This is a genomic window from Burkholderia sp. SIMBA_051 (genome assembly GCF_046534915.1).
Taxonomy (GTDB): Bacteria; Pseudomonadota; Gammaproteobacteria; order Burkholderiales; family Burkholderiaceae; genus Burkholderia; species Burkholderia ambifaria.
The window spans coordinates 48345-65208 of sequence record NZ_JAWRXS010000006.1 but is presented as its reverse complement, the minus strand read 5'-3'; the positions used below and the strand labels follow the sequence as shown (position 1 = coordinate 65208).

Genomic DNA, 16864 nt, shown 5'->3' with positions numbered 1-16864 from the left:
CCTCGCTGGTGACAGCAAGCCCATTCAACAACCGTAACTGTATAGGTATAATGCATCGCATGGAAGCCCCGGACCACGATTTTCCTGTACAAGACCTGTTACGCCGTCTGATGGCGGACACGCGCTCGTCCAGCGAAATCGCGCGACTTTCCGGGGTCAGTCAGCCGACCGTCTCGCGCCTGCGGCTGTCGAACGGGCATCGGCTGCGGCGCAGCGGGCCATTCAACAAGCTATGCAGTTTCTACGGCGTCGATACTGGGCCGGCGCGCCGCCGTTACAACGATCTGCTGCGCGACGCGATCGTCGACGCGTGGGACGGCTCCGACGAGCACGGGCGCGCGCTGCTGGTCGTGATTCAGGGATTGAAGGATCTGCAGGCGAAGGCCGACGACAGGTGACGACGCGCATGCGTTCATGACGGCGTGACTTGAAGGAAGGCTGACGGCAAGTAACCGGCGGGCGGTGACGAATACGATTCGTCATCGCCCGTTTTGCTTCGGGCGATGCGACACGGAGCAACCGCCAGCACGTCACCGCACATGCGCATCGCAATCGCGCCACACGCCCCCCATCGGCAACGCGCTGAAACTTTATTTACCGGCGGTTAAAAAAGTTTGACACGACGATTTCACTGAGATAAGTTTTGCGCAAGCTTCCGGAAAGCAAACGCGAACCGGCAAGCCATCACGATGCGCGGCGCGGCCGAAACCGCCGATCCGTTTCATTCCGTCGCCGCACGCGCGTCGCGTCGTGTTTCCGCAGCGCAGCACCGCAGCTCGCAACATCCCCGTTTCATCGAATGATGTCGTTCCGTTTCAGCTGGAAGGACGCGCGGCATGCACCGTGCATTTGATTCGCAGTCCTGCGTGATGCGCATGCGTGGCGCTGCCGCTTTCCCGATGGTGCAGTTTCCTCTTCGTTGCAGGCAGTAATCCGCCCGGCCCGCAGGGGGTGTATCGCGGACTGGTCGTCCACACACAATCACAAGAACGAGGTCGGCAATGCAATTTCATTTCAGAGGATCGCGTCGCGCATGGCTCCCCGCGCTCGTCGCAGCGGCGACGCTCGCCGCGTGCGGCGGTGACGACGGCGGCAGCGTGGCGGGCGTATCCGCACTCGCGCAAGGTCAAGGTCAGAACCAACAGGGCGACAGCGCCGCATCGGTGGACAACGCATCGGGACGCGTGTCGCCTTCCGGCGTCCCGTATGCGAATCCGGCCAGCGGCGGACGCTACCGGCCGGTGATCAGCAACGGCCAGGTACAACCGTCGCTGTCCGGCGGCACGATCGAGGAGAACGCGTGGGTCGACACGCCGGTCGATTCCGACGGCGACGGTACGCGCGACCGCATTCACGTCCGCATCGTGCGTCCGTCCGAAACGGCCAACGGCGCGCGCACGCCGGTCATCGTGCTCGCGAGCCCGTACTACGCCGGGCTCGCCGACAGCCCCAACCACGACGTCGACGTCGAGCTCGACGGCACGCCACATCCCGCCGCGGCGGCAGCCGCGCCCGGCGGCGCGTCCGCGCGGATCATGGCCGCCGCGCCGCAAGTCCGTATGCTGCAGCAGCTCGAAGCGGCTGCGGCCGGCCGTTCATGGATCGAAGGTTATTTCGTGCAGCGCGGCTTCACGATCGTCTATGCCGATTCGCTCGGCACCGCCGGTTCCGACGGTTGCCCGACGATCCTCACGCGCGACGAATCCGTCGCGATGGCGTCGGTGATCCGCTGGCTCGGCCGCGATGCGACCGCGAAGGATGCGAACGGCAAGCCGGTCGTCGCGAACTGGTCGACGGGCCACGTCGGCATGTACGGCGTGTCGTACGACGGCACGCTGCCGAAGATGGTCGCGAGCCTGCGCACACGCGGGCTCGACGCGATCGTGCCGGTCGCCGGGCTGTCGAACATGTACGGCTATTACCGCTCGGGCGGGCTCGTGCGCGCGCCGGAGGGCTATCAGGGCGAGGACGTCGACGTCTATATCAAGGCGCTGCTGACGAATGCGCATCCGGAGCGCTGCACGCACCTGGTCGACGAGGCGCTGCAGCAGGAAGACCGCAAGACCGGCAACTACTCGCCGTTCTGGGCCGCGCGCGACATTCCGACCGCGTACGCGGTCGCGCCGGCACTCGTCGCGCAAGGGCTGACCGACGACAACGTGCGCACCGACCAGTCGACGTCGTGGTATCTCGCGATGCGGCGTCAGGGCGTGCCGACGCAGCTGTGGCTGCATCGGCTGAAGCATACCGACCCGACCCGCGTGCCGGCGATGGCCGAAGCGTGGACCGCGGAGGTGAACCGCTGGTTCACGCGCTACCTGATCGGCGTCGACAATGGCGTCGATCGCGATCCGCGCGCGGTGGTCGAGCAGGCCGACGGCACGCTGCTGAAAGAAGCGGACTGGGCCGCGCGGCACGCCACGCCGGTCGCGTATTTCGCGGGCGGCGACGGCGCCGGCACCGGCACGCTGCTGCGGATGCCAAGCGGCGGCCCGCTCGCGCGCTTCACCGACGATGCGTCGATCCCCGCGCTCACGCTGGCGAACGCCACGACCGGCGAGCATCGCGGCCGCTTCGAGACGGCCCCGTTCACAGCCACGACGCGCCTGTCCGGCACCGCGACCGCACGCGTGCGGCTGACCTTCACCGGCGTCGCGAACGTGACGGCGCTGCTGGTCGACCGCGCGCCGGACGGCACGGCGACGATCGTCACGCGGGCATGGACCGATCCGCGCAACCGCTTGTCGGACTGGTTCTCGGAGCCCGTGCTGCCGGGGATGCCGTATGACCTGAAGCTGACGTTCATGCCGCGCGACTACAAGCTCGAAGCGGGTCACAAGCTCGGCCTCGTCGTGCTGTCGAGTGACAACGAGGCGACGCTGCGGCCGACACCGGGCACGGGTCTCGCGCTCGATCCGGCAGGCACGTCGGTCACGGTGCCGCTGGTGTCGTCCTGACGCTGGAATGTGGCCGCGCACCCCGTGCTTCGCTTGCGCGTTGCACGGTGGTGCGCGGTTCATCGGTTCAGCCGAGCAACGCGTCTTTGCTCCGTCGCCGTGACGGCGTGCTGTTCCAGATTCTCATTGCACTGAACCTGCGCGGTGATGTCGAAATGCCGGCCACGCACGAGCGGCTGCGCGACGAACCTGCTGCCGTGGTGGTCGAGATCCGCAAACTCGCGCCCGAGCCGGTAGTGCTCGTCCGAATACGCGACGCCGATGCGCGTCGCCAGCGGATTCACATGGCCGCTTGCCGCCGTTCTGCACAGCTCCGATCAACCGAGGCTGACCGGAGAACGACACGCTCACAACGGTGTCAGCACCGCCTGCCCGGCAAAATGCCGGGCAGCGTTGTCGAGAAACTGCTGGACCGACCGGTCGAGCGCCTCGGGTGACCAACCGCCCATATGCGGCGTCAGCACGACGTTGTCGAGGCCGATCAACGCACGCGGCGGCTCCGGCTCGCCTTCGTACACGTCGAGCCCCGCGCCCGCGATGCGTTTTTCGCGCAGCGCGTCCGCCAAAGCAGCGGTATCGACAACACTGCCGCGCGACACGTTGACGAGAAAGCCACCCGGGCCAAGCGCGTCGAGCACCGCGCGATCGACCAGATGCCGGGTGCCCGCGCCGCCCGGCGTCGCGACGATCAGGAAATCGGCCCACCGCGCGAGTGCGTCGAGCCGGTCGAAATAGCGGTATGGCGCGGCGTCCTTCCGCGAACGGCTGTGATAGCCGACCTCGATGTCGAAGCCGGCCGCACGGCGCGCGCACTTCTCGCCGATCTTCCCGAGCCCGACGATGCCAAGCTTCTTGCCCGATACGTTCGGCGGCATCGGCAGCCCTTCACGCCACACGCCCGCGCGGGTTTTCGCATCGAGCCTCACGACATCGCGCACCGTCGCGAGCAACAGCGCGAACGCGTGGTCGGCGACGCAATCGTCGTTGGTGCCGGCGCCCGTGACGACCGTGATGCCGCGCGCCTTCGCGTGCGCGACGTCGATATGCTCGTAACCGGCGCCAAGCGCGCTGACGAACGTGAGCTGCGGAAGCCGGTCGATGTCGGCAGCCGCGAGGCCCGTGCTGCCGTTGGTCAGTACCGCGCGAATCGTGCCGCCGTGTTCGGCGATCGCGCGTTCGCGTTCTTCGGCGGTCGGGGCATGGCGCACGTCGAACGACGCGGCGATCTCGCGATGCGCTTCGCCGCGCAATGCGATGAGGACCAGCAGTTCTGGCTTCATGTCAGCAAGTGTCCGCAGGCGGGAACGGATTTCAGTGTAACAAGAGCGCATGACGGATGCGGGTAATCCCCACACGGGCTGTGGGCACGCCGCCGCACGCGGTTTGCCAAAGCCGGCCCAGTCAAGTAACTTTCGGCGTACGCCCCCGTCCTGGAGATTGGCCTCGATGAAACTCGCCCTGCCCGCCCGGATCCTGGGCCTCACGCTCGCCGCCGCCGTCGTCGCGCCTGGCGCGCATGCCGACACGCCCGTCGTGGTGTCGTCGAAGATCGATACCGAAGGCAACCTGCTCGGCAATGTCATCGCGCAGGTGCTGAAGGCCCACGGCATCCCCGTCACCGAAAAGATCGCACTCGGCACGACGCCGATCGTACGCAAGGCGCTGACGAGCGGCGAGATCGACATCTACCCCGAATACACGGGCAACGCCGCGTTCTTCTTCAACAAGGCCGACGATCCCGCGTGGAAGAACGCAAGCCAGGGTTACGACACCGCGAAGAAGCTCGACTACGCGGCGAACCATCTCGTCTGGCTCACACCGGCGCCCGCGAACAATACGTGGGGCGTCGCCGTGCTCGCGCCCGTCGCGCAATCGCAGCACCTGAAGACCCTCTCCGATTTCGGCAAGTGGACCGTGGGCGGCGGCAAGGTGAAGCTTGCCGCGTCGGCGGAATTCGTGAACAGCCCATCCGCGCTGCCGTCGTTCGAGAAGGCGTACGGCTTCAAGCTGAAACCCGACCAGCTCGTCGTGCTGTCCGGCGGCGACACCGCCGCGACGATCAAGGCCGCAGCGAACCAGACCGACGGCGTGAACGCCGCGATGGTGTACGGCACCGATGGCGGCATCGCCTCGAGCGGCCTCGTCGTGCTCGACGACGACAAGCACGTGCAGCCCGTCTATGCGCCGGCGCCGGTGATTCGCGAAGCCGCGCTGAAGGCGCATCCGCAGATCGCCGACTACCTGAAGCCCGTGTTCGCGAGCCTCGACCTGAAGACGCTGCAAGCACTGAACGCACGCATCCAGATCAATGGCGAACCGGCGGCCGGCGTGGCCAAGAGCTATCTGAAGTCGAAGGGCTTCGTCAAGTGACGGACCGCGCCGTGGCGTCCGCGCGGCGCATCACGCTCGACAAGGTCGGCATTCTGATCGGTGTCCTGACGATCGTCGCGGTGGTCGGCATGCCGTTCATGGTACTGCGACCGAACCGTATCGCGGCCGGCACGGGGCTGTCGGTGTTCGCCGCGCTGCCGGCCGCGCAGGGTGCCGCGCTCGCTGCACTATGGATCGTCGGCGCGCTATGGGCGATGACGGCGAGCCGGCCCGCATGGCGGCTCGCGGCCGGCTCCACGTGGCTCGCGACGCTCGCGTATGCGGTCGGCGCGGCCGCGGCGCACGTCGTCGCGCCCGACGACATGCTCGCGCGCGTGTCGCCCGCGGCAGGTGTCTGGCTGCTGCTGTTCGCGTGGGCCGTGCTCGTCGCGGATGCGCTCGCGCGGCTCGCCTTCGGCCCGTGGCGGCGCCTCGTCGCGCTCGCCGTCGTGATCGCGGCGATATCGGTGCCGCTCGCGAGCGGCTGGTGGGACGGCCTTTCCGTGATGCGCGAATACGCGGTGCGCACCGACGACTTCTGGCGCGAGGCCATCCGGCACGTATCGCTTGCGGGCGGCTCGGTCGCGGCCGCGCTCGTCGCGGGTGTGCCGCTCGGCATCGCGTGCGCGCGGATCGCACCGGTACGCACCGTCGTGATGCCGGTGCTCAATATCGTGCAGACGATCCCGAGCATCGCGATGTACGGGCTGATGATGGCGCCGCTCGGCCTGCTCGCCGCGCACGTGCCGCTCGCGGCCGCGCTCGGGATCCGCGGGATCGGCGTCGCGCCGGCCGTGCTCGCGCTGTTTCTCTACTCGTTGCTGCCGATCGCATCGAGCGTCGTGGTCGGGCTCGAGCAGGTGCCGCCGCATGTGACCGAAGCGGCACGCGCGATGGGCATGACGCGCGTGCAGCGGCTGCTCGGTGTCGACCTCGTACTCGCGCTGCCGGTGATCCTGAGCGGCGTGCGCATCGTGCTCGTGCAGAACATCGGCCTGACTGCGGTCGCCGCGCTGATCGGCGGCGGCGGCTTCGGCACCTTCATCTTCCAGGGGATCGGGCAATCGGCCGCCGATCTCGTGCTGCTCGGCGCGATCCCGACGATCGCACTCGCGCTGGCAGCCGCCGTCGTGTTCGAAGCCGCGACCACGCTCGCGAAGGGACGTACTGCATGATCGAGATCGAACGCCTCGGCAAACGCTTTGGCGACATCACCGCCGTCGACGACGTGTCGCTGACGATGAAGCAAGGCACGATCACCGCGCTCGTCGGCGCATCGGGCAGCGGCAAGTCGACGCTGCTGCGGATGATCAACCGGCTGATCGCGCCGACCAGCGGCACGATCCGCATCGACGGCATCGACACCGCGAGCGTTCCGCCCGAGCAGCTGCGGCGGCGCATCGGCTACGTGATCCAGGGGCACGGGCTGTTCCCGCACTGGAGCGTCGCGCGCAATATCGCGACCGTGCCGCGCCTGCTCGGCTGGCCGGCCGCGCGCATCGACGCGCGCGTGCGCGAACTGCTCGAACTGTTTCACCTCGCGCCGTCCGAATTCGCGGACAAGCTGCCGCACGAACTGTCGGGCGGCCAGCAGCAGCGTGTCGGCGTCGCGCGCGCGCTCGCGGCCGAGCCCGCGATGCTGCTGATGGACGAGCCGTTCGGCGCGCTCGATCCGATCATCCGCAACAAGGCGCAGGACGACCTGTACGCGCTACAGCGCCGCCTCGGCATCACGGTCGTGATCGTCACGCACGATATCGAGGAAGCGCTGAAGCTCGGCGACACGATCGCGGTGATGGACGGCGGCCGGCTGCTGCAGGTCGCGTCGCCGGCGGAGATTCTCGGCAAACCGGCGGCGGGCGTGGTCGAACAGCTCGTCGCGGGCGTCGATCGGCCGCTGCGCCTGCTCGCGCTGACGCCGATCGATGCGGTGGCCGAATCCGGTCACGCCGACGGCGAACCGATCGCCGCGACGCGCACGCTGCGCGACGCGGTGTCCGAGCTGCTGTGGCGCGGCGTCGACGCATTGCCGGTCGACGACGGCAACGGGCGCGACGCACGCCGCATCACGCTCGGCGCGATCCGCGCGCACGCGAGGAAGCCCGCATGACGACGCGGCCCGCGCGTTCACCCGTGCCGCGGCGGCTGCCCGCGTATGTCGCGCGCGCGGCCGCGCTCGCGCTGTTGCTCGTGCTGCTGTTGCGTCCCGCGTGGCTGCAGGGCGTGTTCGCGCCGTTCGCGGACAACGGCGCGCCGGTCATCTACGATCGCGCGAGCCTGCTCGATCTCACGCTCGCGCACCTCGGCACCGTCGCGCTGTCGAGCCTGATCGGCATGCTGATCGCGATCGCGGCCGGCATCGCGGTCACGCGGCCTGCCGGCGCGGATTTTCTGCCGGTCGCGCGCAGCGTCGTCGACATCGGCCAGACCTTTCCGCCGGTCGCCGTGCTCGCGCTCGCGGTGCCGGCCGTCGGCTTCGGGTTGAAACCCGTGCTGATCGCGCTCGTTCTGTACGGGCTCCTGCCGATTTTCGAGAGCACGATCGCGGGGCTCGAGGACGTGCCGCGCGACGTCGTCGACGCCGCGCGCGGGATGGGGATGAGCGGCTGGCAACAACTGGTGTCGGTCGAGCTGCCGCTCGCGTTTCCGGTGATCGTGAACGGCATCCGGCTCGCGGTCGTGATCAATCTCGGGACCGCGACGATCGGGTCGACGGTGGCCGCGCGCGGGCTCGGCGATGTCATCATCGCGGGCCTGCAGACCTCGAACACTGCGTTCGTGCTGCAGGGCGGCGTGATCGTCGGGCTGCTCGCCGTGCTGGTCAGCGATGCGATCGGCGCGCTGGCACGGGTGGCGAGTGCGCGGCGGCCGTAGCAAACGCCTGACGTCGCGGCTCTGCGCGGGAAAAAGACGGCGCGACAAAAAATCGGGGCGGGCTTGATCCGGACTCCGATGCGTGTTCGTGCAACGATCCCGTCTGCGCACGGCGTGCGGCGACACAAGCCTACAGCATGCTTTCATTCGAGCCCGTGCTCGAACGCGTCAGACGATTGGCCGATATACTATGCGCCTCCCATTTCCCCGCACTACACCATGCGACGACGGTTTTTCTGGCTGATCGTGCTTTCGCTCGGCATTGCGCAACAGGCTTCGGCGCAGCAGGCGCCCGCGCTGCCTGCGTCCGCGCCCGAAGCGGCCGCATCCGCGCCGGCCGCGGCATCTGCGCCGCTCGCCAACGCCAACGATCAGCCAAACGAAGCAAACCGCCGCATCACGTCGTACCTGACGAAGAAATTCGGTCTCGCGAAGGAGCGCGCCGCGCGGCTCGCCGATATCGTGAGCGTCACTGCAACGAAATATTCGCTGCCTCCCGCACTCGTTTACGCGATTATCTCGATCGAATCGCGGTTCCAGGAAAAGGCGCGCGGCCAGCATGGCGCGACCGGGCTGATGCAGGTCGTGCCGGCCGCCCATCGCGGCCTGCTGCGCAACGTGAAGGATCTCACCGAGCCGAATGCGAACGTCGAGGCCGGCTCCAAGATCCTGTCGGGCTATGTGCGGGCGGCCGGCGGCAACGTGCAGGCCGGGCTCAAGAGCTACGGCGGATCGAATGCGTATGCGGCGAAGGTGATGCAGCGGGTCGACGCGTTCAGGTTCGTGCTCGAACCTGACGACGATGCGAAAGCCGCGAGCGACGGCAACGCGCGCATGGTGCCGGTCAGCGATCCGGCGGCAGGGTCGCCCGCCGCAAGCCGCAACGCGAAGTAAGCAAGCCGCATGGCCGCACGTTCGTGCGTGGCTATCCTGACGCAGCAGAACGCAGACGGCATCCATCGCCTGTCACGCTCGCGCGAAATGCGTGCGCAGAAACTCGATGAAAACCTGCGTCTTTAATCGTCTTCAGGCGAACGCCGTCCCACGCACGATCGGTGTCGCGGCAATTGCAGGCGAACCGCGCGAGCTCAGAGCAGTTCCACGTTGACCTTGGGCACCATGGGTGCAATGCGAAGCACACGATCGGCCTGATCCCGAACGTACGCCGAAATACGGCGCACCCATGCCTGCTCGTCGCCCGCATAGATGTCCGATTGCGCCAGCTCGGGAGCCAGTTTCGCAGCCAGGGTCGCCATTCGCGTCATTTCGCGTGCAACGAGTGCCGGCCGGATCTGCGCACGATGTGCGAAGTCTGCGAGCGCGAAGGCGGTCAGCTCCTCGGTACGGAACACGTCTCCGTACGCCATCGCCATGTCTTGTACATAGGCGTCCCCGTATACGTTCACGCAGACCAGATCGTACAGCGGCGCCGGATCGAGCCCGCCGCTGCTGACGAAAAACGAAATGTTCTTGCCATGCGCGTCGCTGTTGCCGATCAGCAGTTGCAACAATGCCCAGCGCAGCATGGCCGAACGCGCGGCGGCCGGCGTCTCGAGCGACGGCGTCAACGAGAACAGTCGCTCGAAGCTCACGCCTTCACGGATATTGCGTACGTCCTCGTTGTTACCGAGATTGCGCTCGTACTTGAGCGTCGCCGGTAAATCGAGGGCCTGGCACCCATCGATGATATGAAGTCGCCGCACCGCGCTCACGCGGTGCGGATCGGCCGGGTCGGTCGTCACGATCCGGTCGAATCGTTCGATCAGCAGAATCGGTTCGGGGATGCGCCGAATCTCGACATGCGCGACCGGCAGGCCCATGCGAGCCGCCAGCGTCATGCAGAAATGCTCGTTGGCGACCATGCACGGCGCATTCGGGCTACGCGACTCGGGCTTGAGAATATGCGAACTGCTGAGCGCGCCATCGACAAGCGAGAACTGCTCGCCCTCGACGAGCACCTGCAACTTGTCCTGATGACCGGCGATCGACAGGCGCACCTGATCGTCCCACACGGCAAACGGGATCGCATCGCGCTTGCGGATACGGTCGGTCAGCTCTTCCACCGAAATCGGCCGGCGCACAGGTTCGGGGCTTTCGGGCACCCGCGCGGCCGAATCGTCGGCGCGAATGAAGCTCAACGCGCCGACCGGCTCCTTGCCGAGCATCCGGATCAGGCCGAAGACATTGTCCTTCGATATCTGATACATCGATGCGGCCACGTCGAGCGCGCGGCCCTCGGGCAGCAAGTTGCCCACGAAGCGCTGGACCGCGCCCGCCGGCGGCTTGCCGCCATCGAGCGGAATGCACGGCGATAACGCGAACGCATCGCCACGCGCGAGCCACGCCGGGTCGTACGAAAAGCCGTAATCGTCACGACCGGCGTCGTAAGTCAGTTGCCCGACGGGCGAGCCGTCGGTCGAGACGCGCAGGCGATGGACCATTACGCGCCCTCCTGCGAATCAGGTGACGCGGCACGCTTCTGCATATGCTCGCGCACTGCGTTGCGCGCCGCCGGTACGTCGCGTTTCGGCACGACGAGCAGATTGAGGCCGAGGCCGTCCAGTACCTTGAATAGCTTGTCGACACTCACCGCGCGGCCGTTCTCGAGCCGCGACAGCACGTCCTTGGAGACGCCGAGCATGTCGGCCGCATCATCGATCCGCATTTGGTTCTGCGCGCGTCGGTTGCGCACGAGCGCCCCCAGCGCTGCGAGATCGAGCGCGAGCGGGTCGGGGGCCGCGATCGGTCGCGGTAAGGTACGCGCCATAATTCCGGGATTTCAGGAACAAAGCGCTGACGCCCCGTGCCCGATCACATAGTTACGAGAATATCGGAATTATAGTTGACCGCCGGCCGAAAGCCCAATTATTCCGATATTTCAGGAACAATGCAGGACACAGCGTCTCATCGCCCTTTGTTCCGATATTTCAGGAACTAAAACAAGCGCGGCGACGCTTCCGCGCCGCCGCCCGAGCTGCGACCGAATCGCCCGCGAGCGGGCATCACCCGCTCACAACTGCCCCGCCGCCCCCGTCCACCGCAGGTAATCCCCACGCGTCCAGTCGAGCGACACGCCGACGCGCTTCGTCCCCGGCCGGATCTTCGGCTTGTACATCGACAGCGTCAGCGACTCCAGCGCCGGCCATTCGCGAAACGACAGCACCGCGAGATCGGCGACGAGCGTTTCGAGCAGCCGCGTATGCGGCTTGTGCGACAGGAACGATGCGACACGCGCGCAGTAGCCGTCGTAGTCGATCCACTCGCCCTGCTCGCTCGGCTCGCAGCGATACCCGAGCCGCGCATCGATCACGATCGGCTGCGGCGCCTCGTGCTCGTGCGCGTGGATGCCGATGCGCGCGGGCACCTTCAGTTCGTCGACGAACACGCTCCACCCGCGCCCGCGCAGGCGCGGCGCGTCGATCGCCACGAACGGTTCGTCGAACGGCTTCATGATGCGAGCGGCGCCGCGGCGTCGAGCATGATCCGCACGAAATAATCGGCGAAGCTGCGGCGCAGGACGATCTCGAACGTATCGTCGCCGGTCGGGATCAGCGTGATCGGCGACTTGAAGTAGTGCGACTGCGCGCACTGGCCCGGCTTGAGCACGCGCGGATGCAGATCGAGCGGGCAGCCGCGCGCGATCACGTCGCGCACGCGTTCGCCGCTGACCTCGACGACCGTATAGCCGCTGCCGACGTCGACAGCCGCCGCATACGAACCCTGCACGGCCTCCGCGAGCTGCGCCTCGAGCACGCCCGCCTGGACGGGCCCGTTCGAGCGCACGAGCCACTCGTCGGGACCGAGCCAGAGCACGTCGTACTCGGCGGCGCGCGCCACCGTGTTCGGCGCCGACGGCGGCCGGCAGCCGACCACGCGCTCGAACGCGCTGACGAATGCCGGGTCGCCCAGCTCGCCGCGCACATTGACGAGATCGAGGAACGGCCGCTCGCGCAGCGTGAACTTCTTCGATGCGCGCGCCTGATGCGGCTTCAGCACATCGGCCGAGCCGACGAGCGGCGATTCAAGCGTCACGCCCGCGCCTGCCACCGGCGTCTGGTTTCTCGTTTCATTCCACATGCTGGCGCACCCCTTCGGTATCGTAGAAAACCGGGCTCGAGATCTTCGCGGTGACGCGCTTGCCGTTGGCCAGCGGAATCACGACGCTCTCGCCCATCTTGTTCAGGCCGCCCTTCACCACCGCCAGCGCAATCGAGCGCTTCAGGATCGGGCTGTAATAACTCGACGTCACGTGGCCGATCATCGGCGTCGGATCGACCGTCGACACCTGCGTGTCCTTCGCGATGATCTGCGCGCCTTCCGGCAGCACGAACTGTTCGTCTTCGGTCAGCAGGCCGACGAACTGCTTGCGGCCTTCCTTCGACGTATCCGAGCGCGACAGCGAACGCTTGCCGAGGAAGTCCTTCGACTTCGCGACGAGCCCGCCCATCCCGAGGTCGTACGGCGTAACCGAGCCGTCGGTGTCCTGGCCGACGATGATGTAGCCCTTCTCCGCGCGCAGCACGTGCATCGTCTCGGTGCCGTACGGCGTGATGTCGAACTCGGCACCGGCCGCCATCAGCGCTTCCCACACCGCGCGGCCCGCATTGGCCGGCACGTTCACTTCGTACGCGAGCTCGCCGGAGAAGCTGATCCGCATCACGCGCGCCTTCGCGCCCGCGACGGTGCCGTTCCGGTAGCTCATGAACGGGAACTCCTCGTTGCCGAAGTCGATGTCCTGGCACACCTTCTGCACGACCTTGCGGCTCTTCGGGCCGACCACCGCGAATGTCGCCCAGTGATCGGTAACGGACGCGAGCCGCACCTTCATGTCGGGCCATTCGGTCTGCAGCCAGCGCTCGAGCCACGTGAGCACGCGCGCCGCGCCGCCGGTGGTCGTCGTCATCATGAAATGCTGGTCGGCGAGGCGCACCGTCACGCCGTCGTCGAACACCATCCCGTTTTCGTCGAGCATCAGCCCGTAGCGGCACTTGCCGATTTCGAGCTTGTTCCACGGGTTCGTGTACATCCAGTTCAGCAGCTTCACCGCGTCCGGACCCTGGATGTCGATCTTGCCGAGCGTCGACGCGTCGAGGATACCGACACCGTTGCGCACCGCGAGGCATTCGCGCTTCACGGCCGCATGCAGGTCCTCGCCGTTCTTCGGGAAATACCACGGCCGCTTCCAGTTGCCGACGTCCTCGAACAGCGCGCCGTGCTCGACGTGCCATTCATGCACGGCCGTCTTGCGGATCGGGTCGAGGAAATCGCCGGTCTCGCGGCCCGCGAACGTACCGAACGACACCGGCGTGTAGTTCGGGCGGAACGTCGTCGTGCCAGTTTCGGGAATCGTCTTGCCGAGCGCCTGCGCGAGGATCGCCATCCCGTTGATGTTGCCGAGCTTGCCCTGGTCGGTGCCGAAGCCCATCGCGGTGTAGCGCTTCACGTGCTCGACCGACTCGAAGCCTTCGCGTGCGGCCAGCAGGATGTCGGCGGCCGCCACGTCGTTCTGGAAGTCGACGAACTGCTTCGGCCCGCGTGCGGCGTCCTCGCGGCTGCCGACGAGCCACAACGGCTGCAGCGCGCCTTCGACGGTTTCAGCGACCTGCGGCGCGGCCACGCGCTGCGGAGCCGCGAAGCCGGCGGCCTTCGCCGCTTCGACACCCGCGTCGAGTGCGAGCCGCAGCGCACGTGCGAGACCGAACTCGCCCGCGGCCGCACCAACGCTCGCCTCGGCCTGCACGGGCTTGCCCGGCAGGAAGCACGCCTTCTCGTCGTTCCAGCACGCCTTGCCGCCGGACTGCGCGAACAGGTGCAGCACCGGGCTGAAGCCGCCCGACATCGCGACGAGGTCGCACGGCAGCGACTGCAGCTTGCTGCCGGTCTGGCCGTTCGTGTAGGACGCGACGTCGACCGACGATACGCGCCACTTACCCGAAGCGGCCGTCACCACGGCACCGCTCATTACCGTCACGCCCTGCCGCTTCGCGGCGGCAGGCAGCGCGCCGTTCGACGACGCACGCGAATCGACGACCGTCACCTTCGCACCGCACGCCTTCAGGTCGAGCGCGGTCTGGTACGCACGATCGTTGTTCGTGAACACGACCACGTTGCGGCCCGGCATCACGCCGTAGCGATGCACGTAGGTGGACACCGCGCCGGCGAGCATCACGCCCGGCAGGTCGTTGTTGCCGAACACGATCGGACGCTCGTGCGCGCCGGTCGCGAGGATCACGCGCTTCGCGCGGACCTTCCACAGCAGCTCGCGGGTGCCCTTGCGCATCGACACCGGCTGGTGATCGGTCAGGCGCTGCGTGATCGTCACGAGGTTGTGGTCCTGGTAACCGAACGCGGTGCTGCGCGACAGGATCGTCACGTCGGGCAGCTTGCGCAGCTCGGCCTCGATCTTCTCGACCCATTGCTGCGCCGGCTTCCCGTCGATTTCCGCGCGGCACGACAGCAGGCTGCCGCCGAGCTCGCGCTGGTCGTCGACGAGGATCACGCGCGCGCCGGCCGTCGCGGCCGCATGCGCGGCGGCGAGGCCCGACGGGCCACCGCCGACCACGAGCACGTCGCAGTGCGCGTAGCATTTATCGTAGCGATCGGCGTCGAGCACCTCGGGCGCCTTGCCGAGGCCGGCGGCCTCGCGGATCTTCTCTTCGTACTTCGGCCACATGTTGCGCGGCCACATGAAGGTCTTGTAGTAGAACCCGGCCGGCATGAAGCGCGAGAACTTCTGGTTGATCGCGTACTTGTCGTTCTCGAGCGACGGCTCGGCGTTCACGCTCGTCGCGACGAGGCCCTGGTACAGCTCGATCTCGGTCGCGCGCGCGTTCGGCACCGTGTACGGGCCGGACTCGAGCTGCACGACGGCATTCGGTTCCGCGACGTCCGCCGTCACGATCCCGCGCGGACGGTGGTACTTGAAGCTGCGCGCGACGAAGTGCACGCCGTTCGCGAGCAGCGCGGACGCGAGCGTGTCGCCCTGGAAGCCCTGATACGTGCGGCCGTTGAACGTGAACGTCAGCGGAATCGCGCGATTGATGCGGCCCCCGGTGCCGAGGCGGTCTTTCTGGCTCATTTGCTCGTGCCCTCTTCGTGTGCGTTGCCGGCAGCCGCGCCACTATTGGCAGCCCCGCCGAACTTTTCGTAGCCCTTGATATCGTAGGTCACCGTGTCGCGCGTGACCTTGAACCAGCGGCGGCAGCCCTGCGTGTGCAGCCACTGCTCGCGATGCAGCCCGCGCTTGTTCTCGCGCATGAACACGTATTCGCCCCATTCGCGGTCGGTCATGTTCTCGTTCGCCACCGGGCGCACGATGTCGGCTTCACCGCCGCACGTGAACTCGGATTCGGCGCGCGGCCCGCACCACGGACATTCGATCAGCAACATGTTTCTTTCTCCTTCAGTGCGGGGATTAGTGCGCGACGGCGGCAGCGCCGTGCTCGTCGATCAGGTGGCCGGTGTAGAAGCGGTCGAGTGCAAACGGTGCGTTCAGCGGATGCGGTTCGTCGCGGGCGATCGTGTGCGCGAACACCCAGCCCGAGCCCGGCGTCGCCTTGAAGCCGCCGGTGCCCCACCCGCAGTTGAAATAGAGGCCCTTCACGTCGGTCTTGGTGATGATCGGGCACGCGTCCGGCGACACGTCGACGATGCCGCCCCACTGGCGGTTCATCCGCACGCGCGAGAACACCGGGAACATCTCGACGATCGCCTGCAGCGTGCTTTCGATGATGTGGAAGCTGCCGCGCTGGCCGAAGCCCGTGTACTGGTCGATACCCGCGCCGATCACGAGGTCGCCCTTATCGGACTGGCTGATGTACGCATGCACCGCGTTCGACATGATCACCGAGTTGACCACCGGCTTGATCGGCTCGGACACCAGCGCCTGCAGCGGGTGGCTTTCGATCGGCAGGCGCACGCCGGCCATGTCGGCGAGCGTCGTCGTGTTGCCGGCCGCGACCACCGCGACCTTTTTCGCCTTGATGAAGCCCTTCACCGTATCGACGCCAACCACCGCGCCGCCTTCGCGGCGAATGCCCGTGACCTGGCAGTTCTGGATGATGTCGACACCGGCGCGGTCCGCGCCGCGCGCGAAGCCCCAGGCCACCGCGTCGTGACGCGCGACGCCCGCACGGCGCTGGATCGATGCGCCGAGCACCGGGTAGCGGCTGTTCAGGTTGATCGTCGGCTCGATTTCCTTGATCTGCGCGGGCGTCAGGAATTCGGCGTCGACGCCGTTCAGCCGGTTCGCGTTCACGCGGCGCTCGGTGTCACGCACGTCCTGCAGCGTGTGCGCGAGGTTCATCACGCCGCGCTGGCTGAACATCACGTTGTAGTTGAGATCCTGCGACAGCCCTTCCCACAGCTTCATCGCCTTCTCGTACAGCGCGGCCGATTCGTCCCACAGGTAGTTCGAGCGCACGATCGTCGTGTTGCGCGCGGTGTTGCCGCCGCCGATCCAGCCCTTCTCGAGGATCGCGACGTTCGTGATGCCGTGCTCCTTCGCGAGGTAGTAGGCGGTCGCGAGGCCGTGGCCGCCGCCGCCGACGATCACGACGTCGTATTCCTTCTTCGGTTCCGGGCTCTTCCACTGCTTTTCCCAGTTCTCGTGATATGAGAGGCCGTTGCGGAACAGGCTGAATATCGAGTAGCGGCTCATGTTA

At 67.2% G+C, this 16864-nt stretch carries 16 protein-coding genes; 7 read left to right on the top strand and 9 right to left on the bottom strand.

All coding sequences use genetic code 11. The annotated features are described in order from the left end of the window. Window positions 1-59: 59 nt before the first annotated feature. Entirely contained in the window at window positions 60-398 is a 339-nt protein-coding gene (locus tag SB771_RS15895; protein ID WP_041491522.1) for a helix-turn-helix domain-containing protein, read from the top strand. Window positions 399-1001: 603 nt separating this feature from the next. Continuing rightward, window positions 1002-2957, top strand: a complete 1956-nt coding sequence (locus SB771_RS15890) for a Xaa-Pro dipeptidyl-peptidase (protein WP_175658790.1) — start codon at window positions 1002-1004, stop codon at window positions 2955-2957. A 59-nt stretch (window positions 2958-3016) separates the two neighbouring features. On the opposite strand, the gene SB771_RS15885 is transcribed toward SB771_RS15890, so the two are convergent. Next, a complete protein-coding gene (locus SB771_RS15885; RefSeq protein ID WP_175658789.1) occupies window positions 3017-3241 on the bottom strand; it encodes a hypothetical protein in 225 nt (74 codons plus the stop codon). Between the two features lie 63 nt (window positions 3242-3304). Next, on the bottom strand, window positions 3305-4237 hold the full coding sequence (locus SB771_RS15880) for a 2-hydroxyacid dehydrogenase (protein WP_175659728.1): 933 nt from the start codon (window positions 4235-4237) through the stop codon (window positions 3305-3307). A 166-nt stretch (window positions 4238-4403) separates the two neighbouring features. Between SB771_RS15880 and SB771_RS15875 the strand changes: the two genes are divergently transcribed. From SB771_RS15875 to SB771_RS15855, 5 genes are all read left to right on the top strand, one after another. Continuing rightward, a complete protein-coding gene (locus SB771_RS15875) occupies window positions 4404-5327 on the top strand; it encodes an ABC transporter substrate-binding protein (protein ID WP_175658788.1) in 924 nt (307 codons plus the stop codon). Next, window positions 5324-6502: an ABC transporter permease gene (locus tag SB771_RS15870; protein ID WP_165753737.1), complete on the top strand. Its 1179-nt coding sequence runs from the start codon at window positions 5324-5326 to the stop codon at window positions 6500-6502. Before SB771_RS15875 ends, SB771_RS15870 begins: the two co-directional genes overlap by 4 nt. Continuing rightward, on the top strand, window positions 6499-7437 hold the full coding sequence (locus SB771_RS15865; protein ID WP_175658787.1) for an ABC transporter ATP-binding protein: 939 nt from the start codon (window positions 6499-6501) through the stop codon (window positions 7435-7437). Before SB771_RS15870 ends, SB771_RS15865 begins: the two co-directional genes overlap by 4 nt. After that, a complete protein-coding gene (locus SB771_RS15860; protein WP_175658786.1) occupies window positions 7434-8201 on the top strand; it encodes an ABC transporter permease in 768 nt (255 codons plus the stop codon). The genes SB771_RS15865 and SB771_RS15860 overlap by 4 nt, the downstream gene beginning before the upstream one ends. Before the next feature lie 219 nt (window positions 8202-8420). Continuing rightward, a complete protein-coding gene (locus SB771_RS15855) occupies window positions 8421-9095 on the top strand; it encodes a lytic transglycosylase domain-containing protein (RefSeq protein WP_175658785.1) in 675 nt (224 codons plus the stop codon). Window positions 9096-9289: 194 nt separating this feature from the next. On the opposite strand, the gene SB771_RS15850 is transcribed toward SB771_RS15855, so the two are convergent. The 7 genes from SB771_RS15850 to SB771_RS15820 form a co-directional block, all read right to left on the bottom strand. Continuing rightward, window positions 9290-10642, bottom strand: coding sequence for a HipA domain-containing protein (locus tag SB771_RS15850; RefSeq protein WP_175658784.1), 1353 nt, complete (start codon window positions 10640-10642; stop codon window positions 9290-9292). Further along, complete coding sequence (locus tag SB771_RS15845) at window positions 10642-10968, bottom strand: helix-turn-helix domain-containing protein (protein ID WP_175658783.1); 327 nt, start codon at window positions 10966-10968, stop codon at window positions 10642-10644. Before SB771_RS15845 ends, SB771_RS15850 begins: the two co-directional genes overlap by 1 nt. Before the next feature lie 243 nt (window positions 10969-11211). Continuing rightward, on the bottom strand, window positions 11212-11652 hold the full coding sequence (locus SB771_RS15840; RefSeq protein ID WP_006749884.1) for a dihydroneopterin aldolase: 441 nt from the start codon (window positions 11650-11652) through the stop codon (window positions 11212-11214). Further along, on the bottom strand, window positions 11649-12278 hold the full coding sequence (locus SB771_RS15835; protein ID WP_175658782.1) for a sarcosine oxidase subunit gamma: 630 nt from the start codon (window positions 12276-12278) through the stop codon (window positions 11649-11651). The genes SB771_RS15840 and SB771_RS15835 overlap by 4 nt, the downstream gene beginning before the upstream one ends. Beyond that, on the bottom strand, window positions 12268-15279 hold the full coding sequence (locus SB771_RS15830) for a sarcosine oxidase subunit alpha family protein (RefSeq protein WP_175658781.1): 3012 nt from the start codon (window positions 15277-15279) through the stop codon (window positions 12268-12270). The genes SB771_RS15835 and SB771_RS15830 overlap by 11 nt, the downstream gene beginning before the upstream one ends. Beyond that, the gene (locus SB771_RS15825) at window positions 15276-15590 is read right to left on the bottom strand and encodes a sarcosine oxidase subunit delta (protein ID WP_166722563.1); all 315 of its coding nucleotides are present in this window, start codon (window positions 15588-15590) and stop codon (window positions 15276-15278) included. Before SB771_RS15825 ends, SB771_RS15830 begins: the two co-directional genes overlap by 4 nt. Before the next feature lie 25 nt (window positions 15591-15615). Further along, complete coding sequence (locus tag SB771_RS15820; RefSeq protein WP_006480591.1) at window positions 15616-16860, bottom strand: sarcosine oxidase subunit beta family protein; 1245 nt, start codon at window positions 16858-16860, stop codon at window positions 15616-15618. Between the last annotated feature and the right edge of the window lie 4 nt (window positions 16861-16864).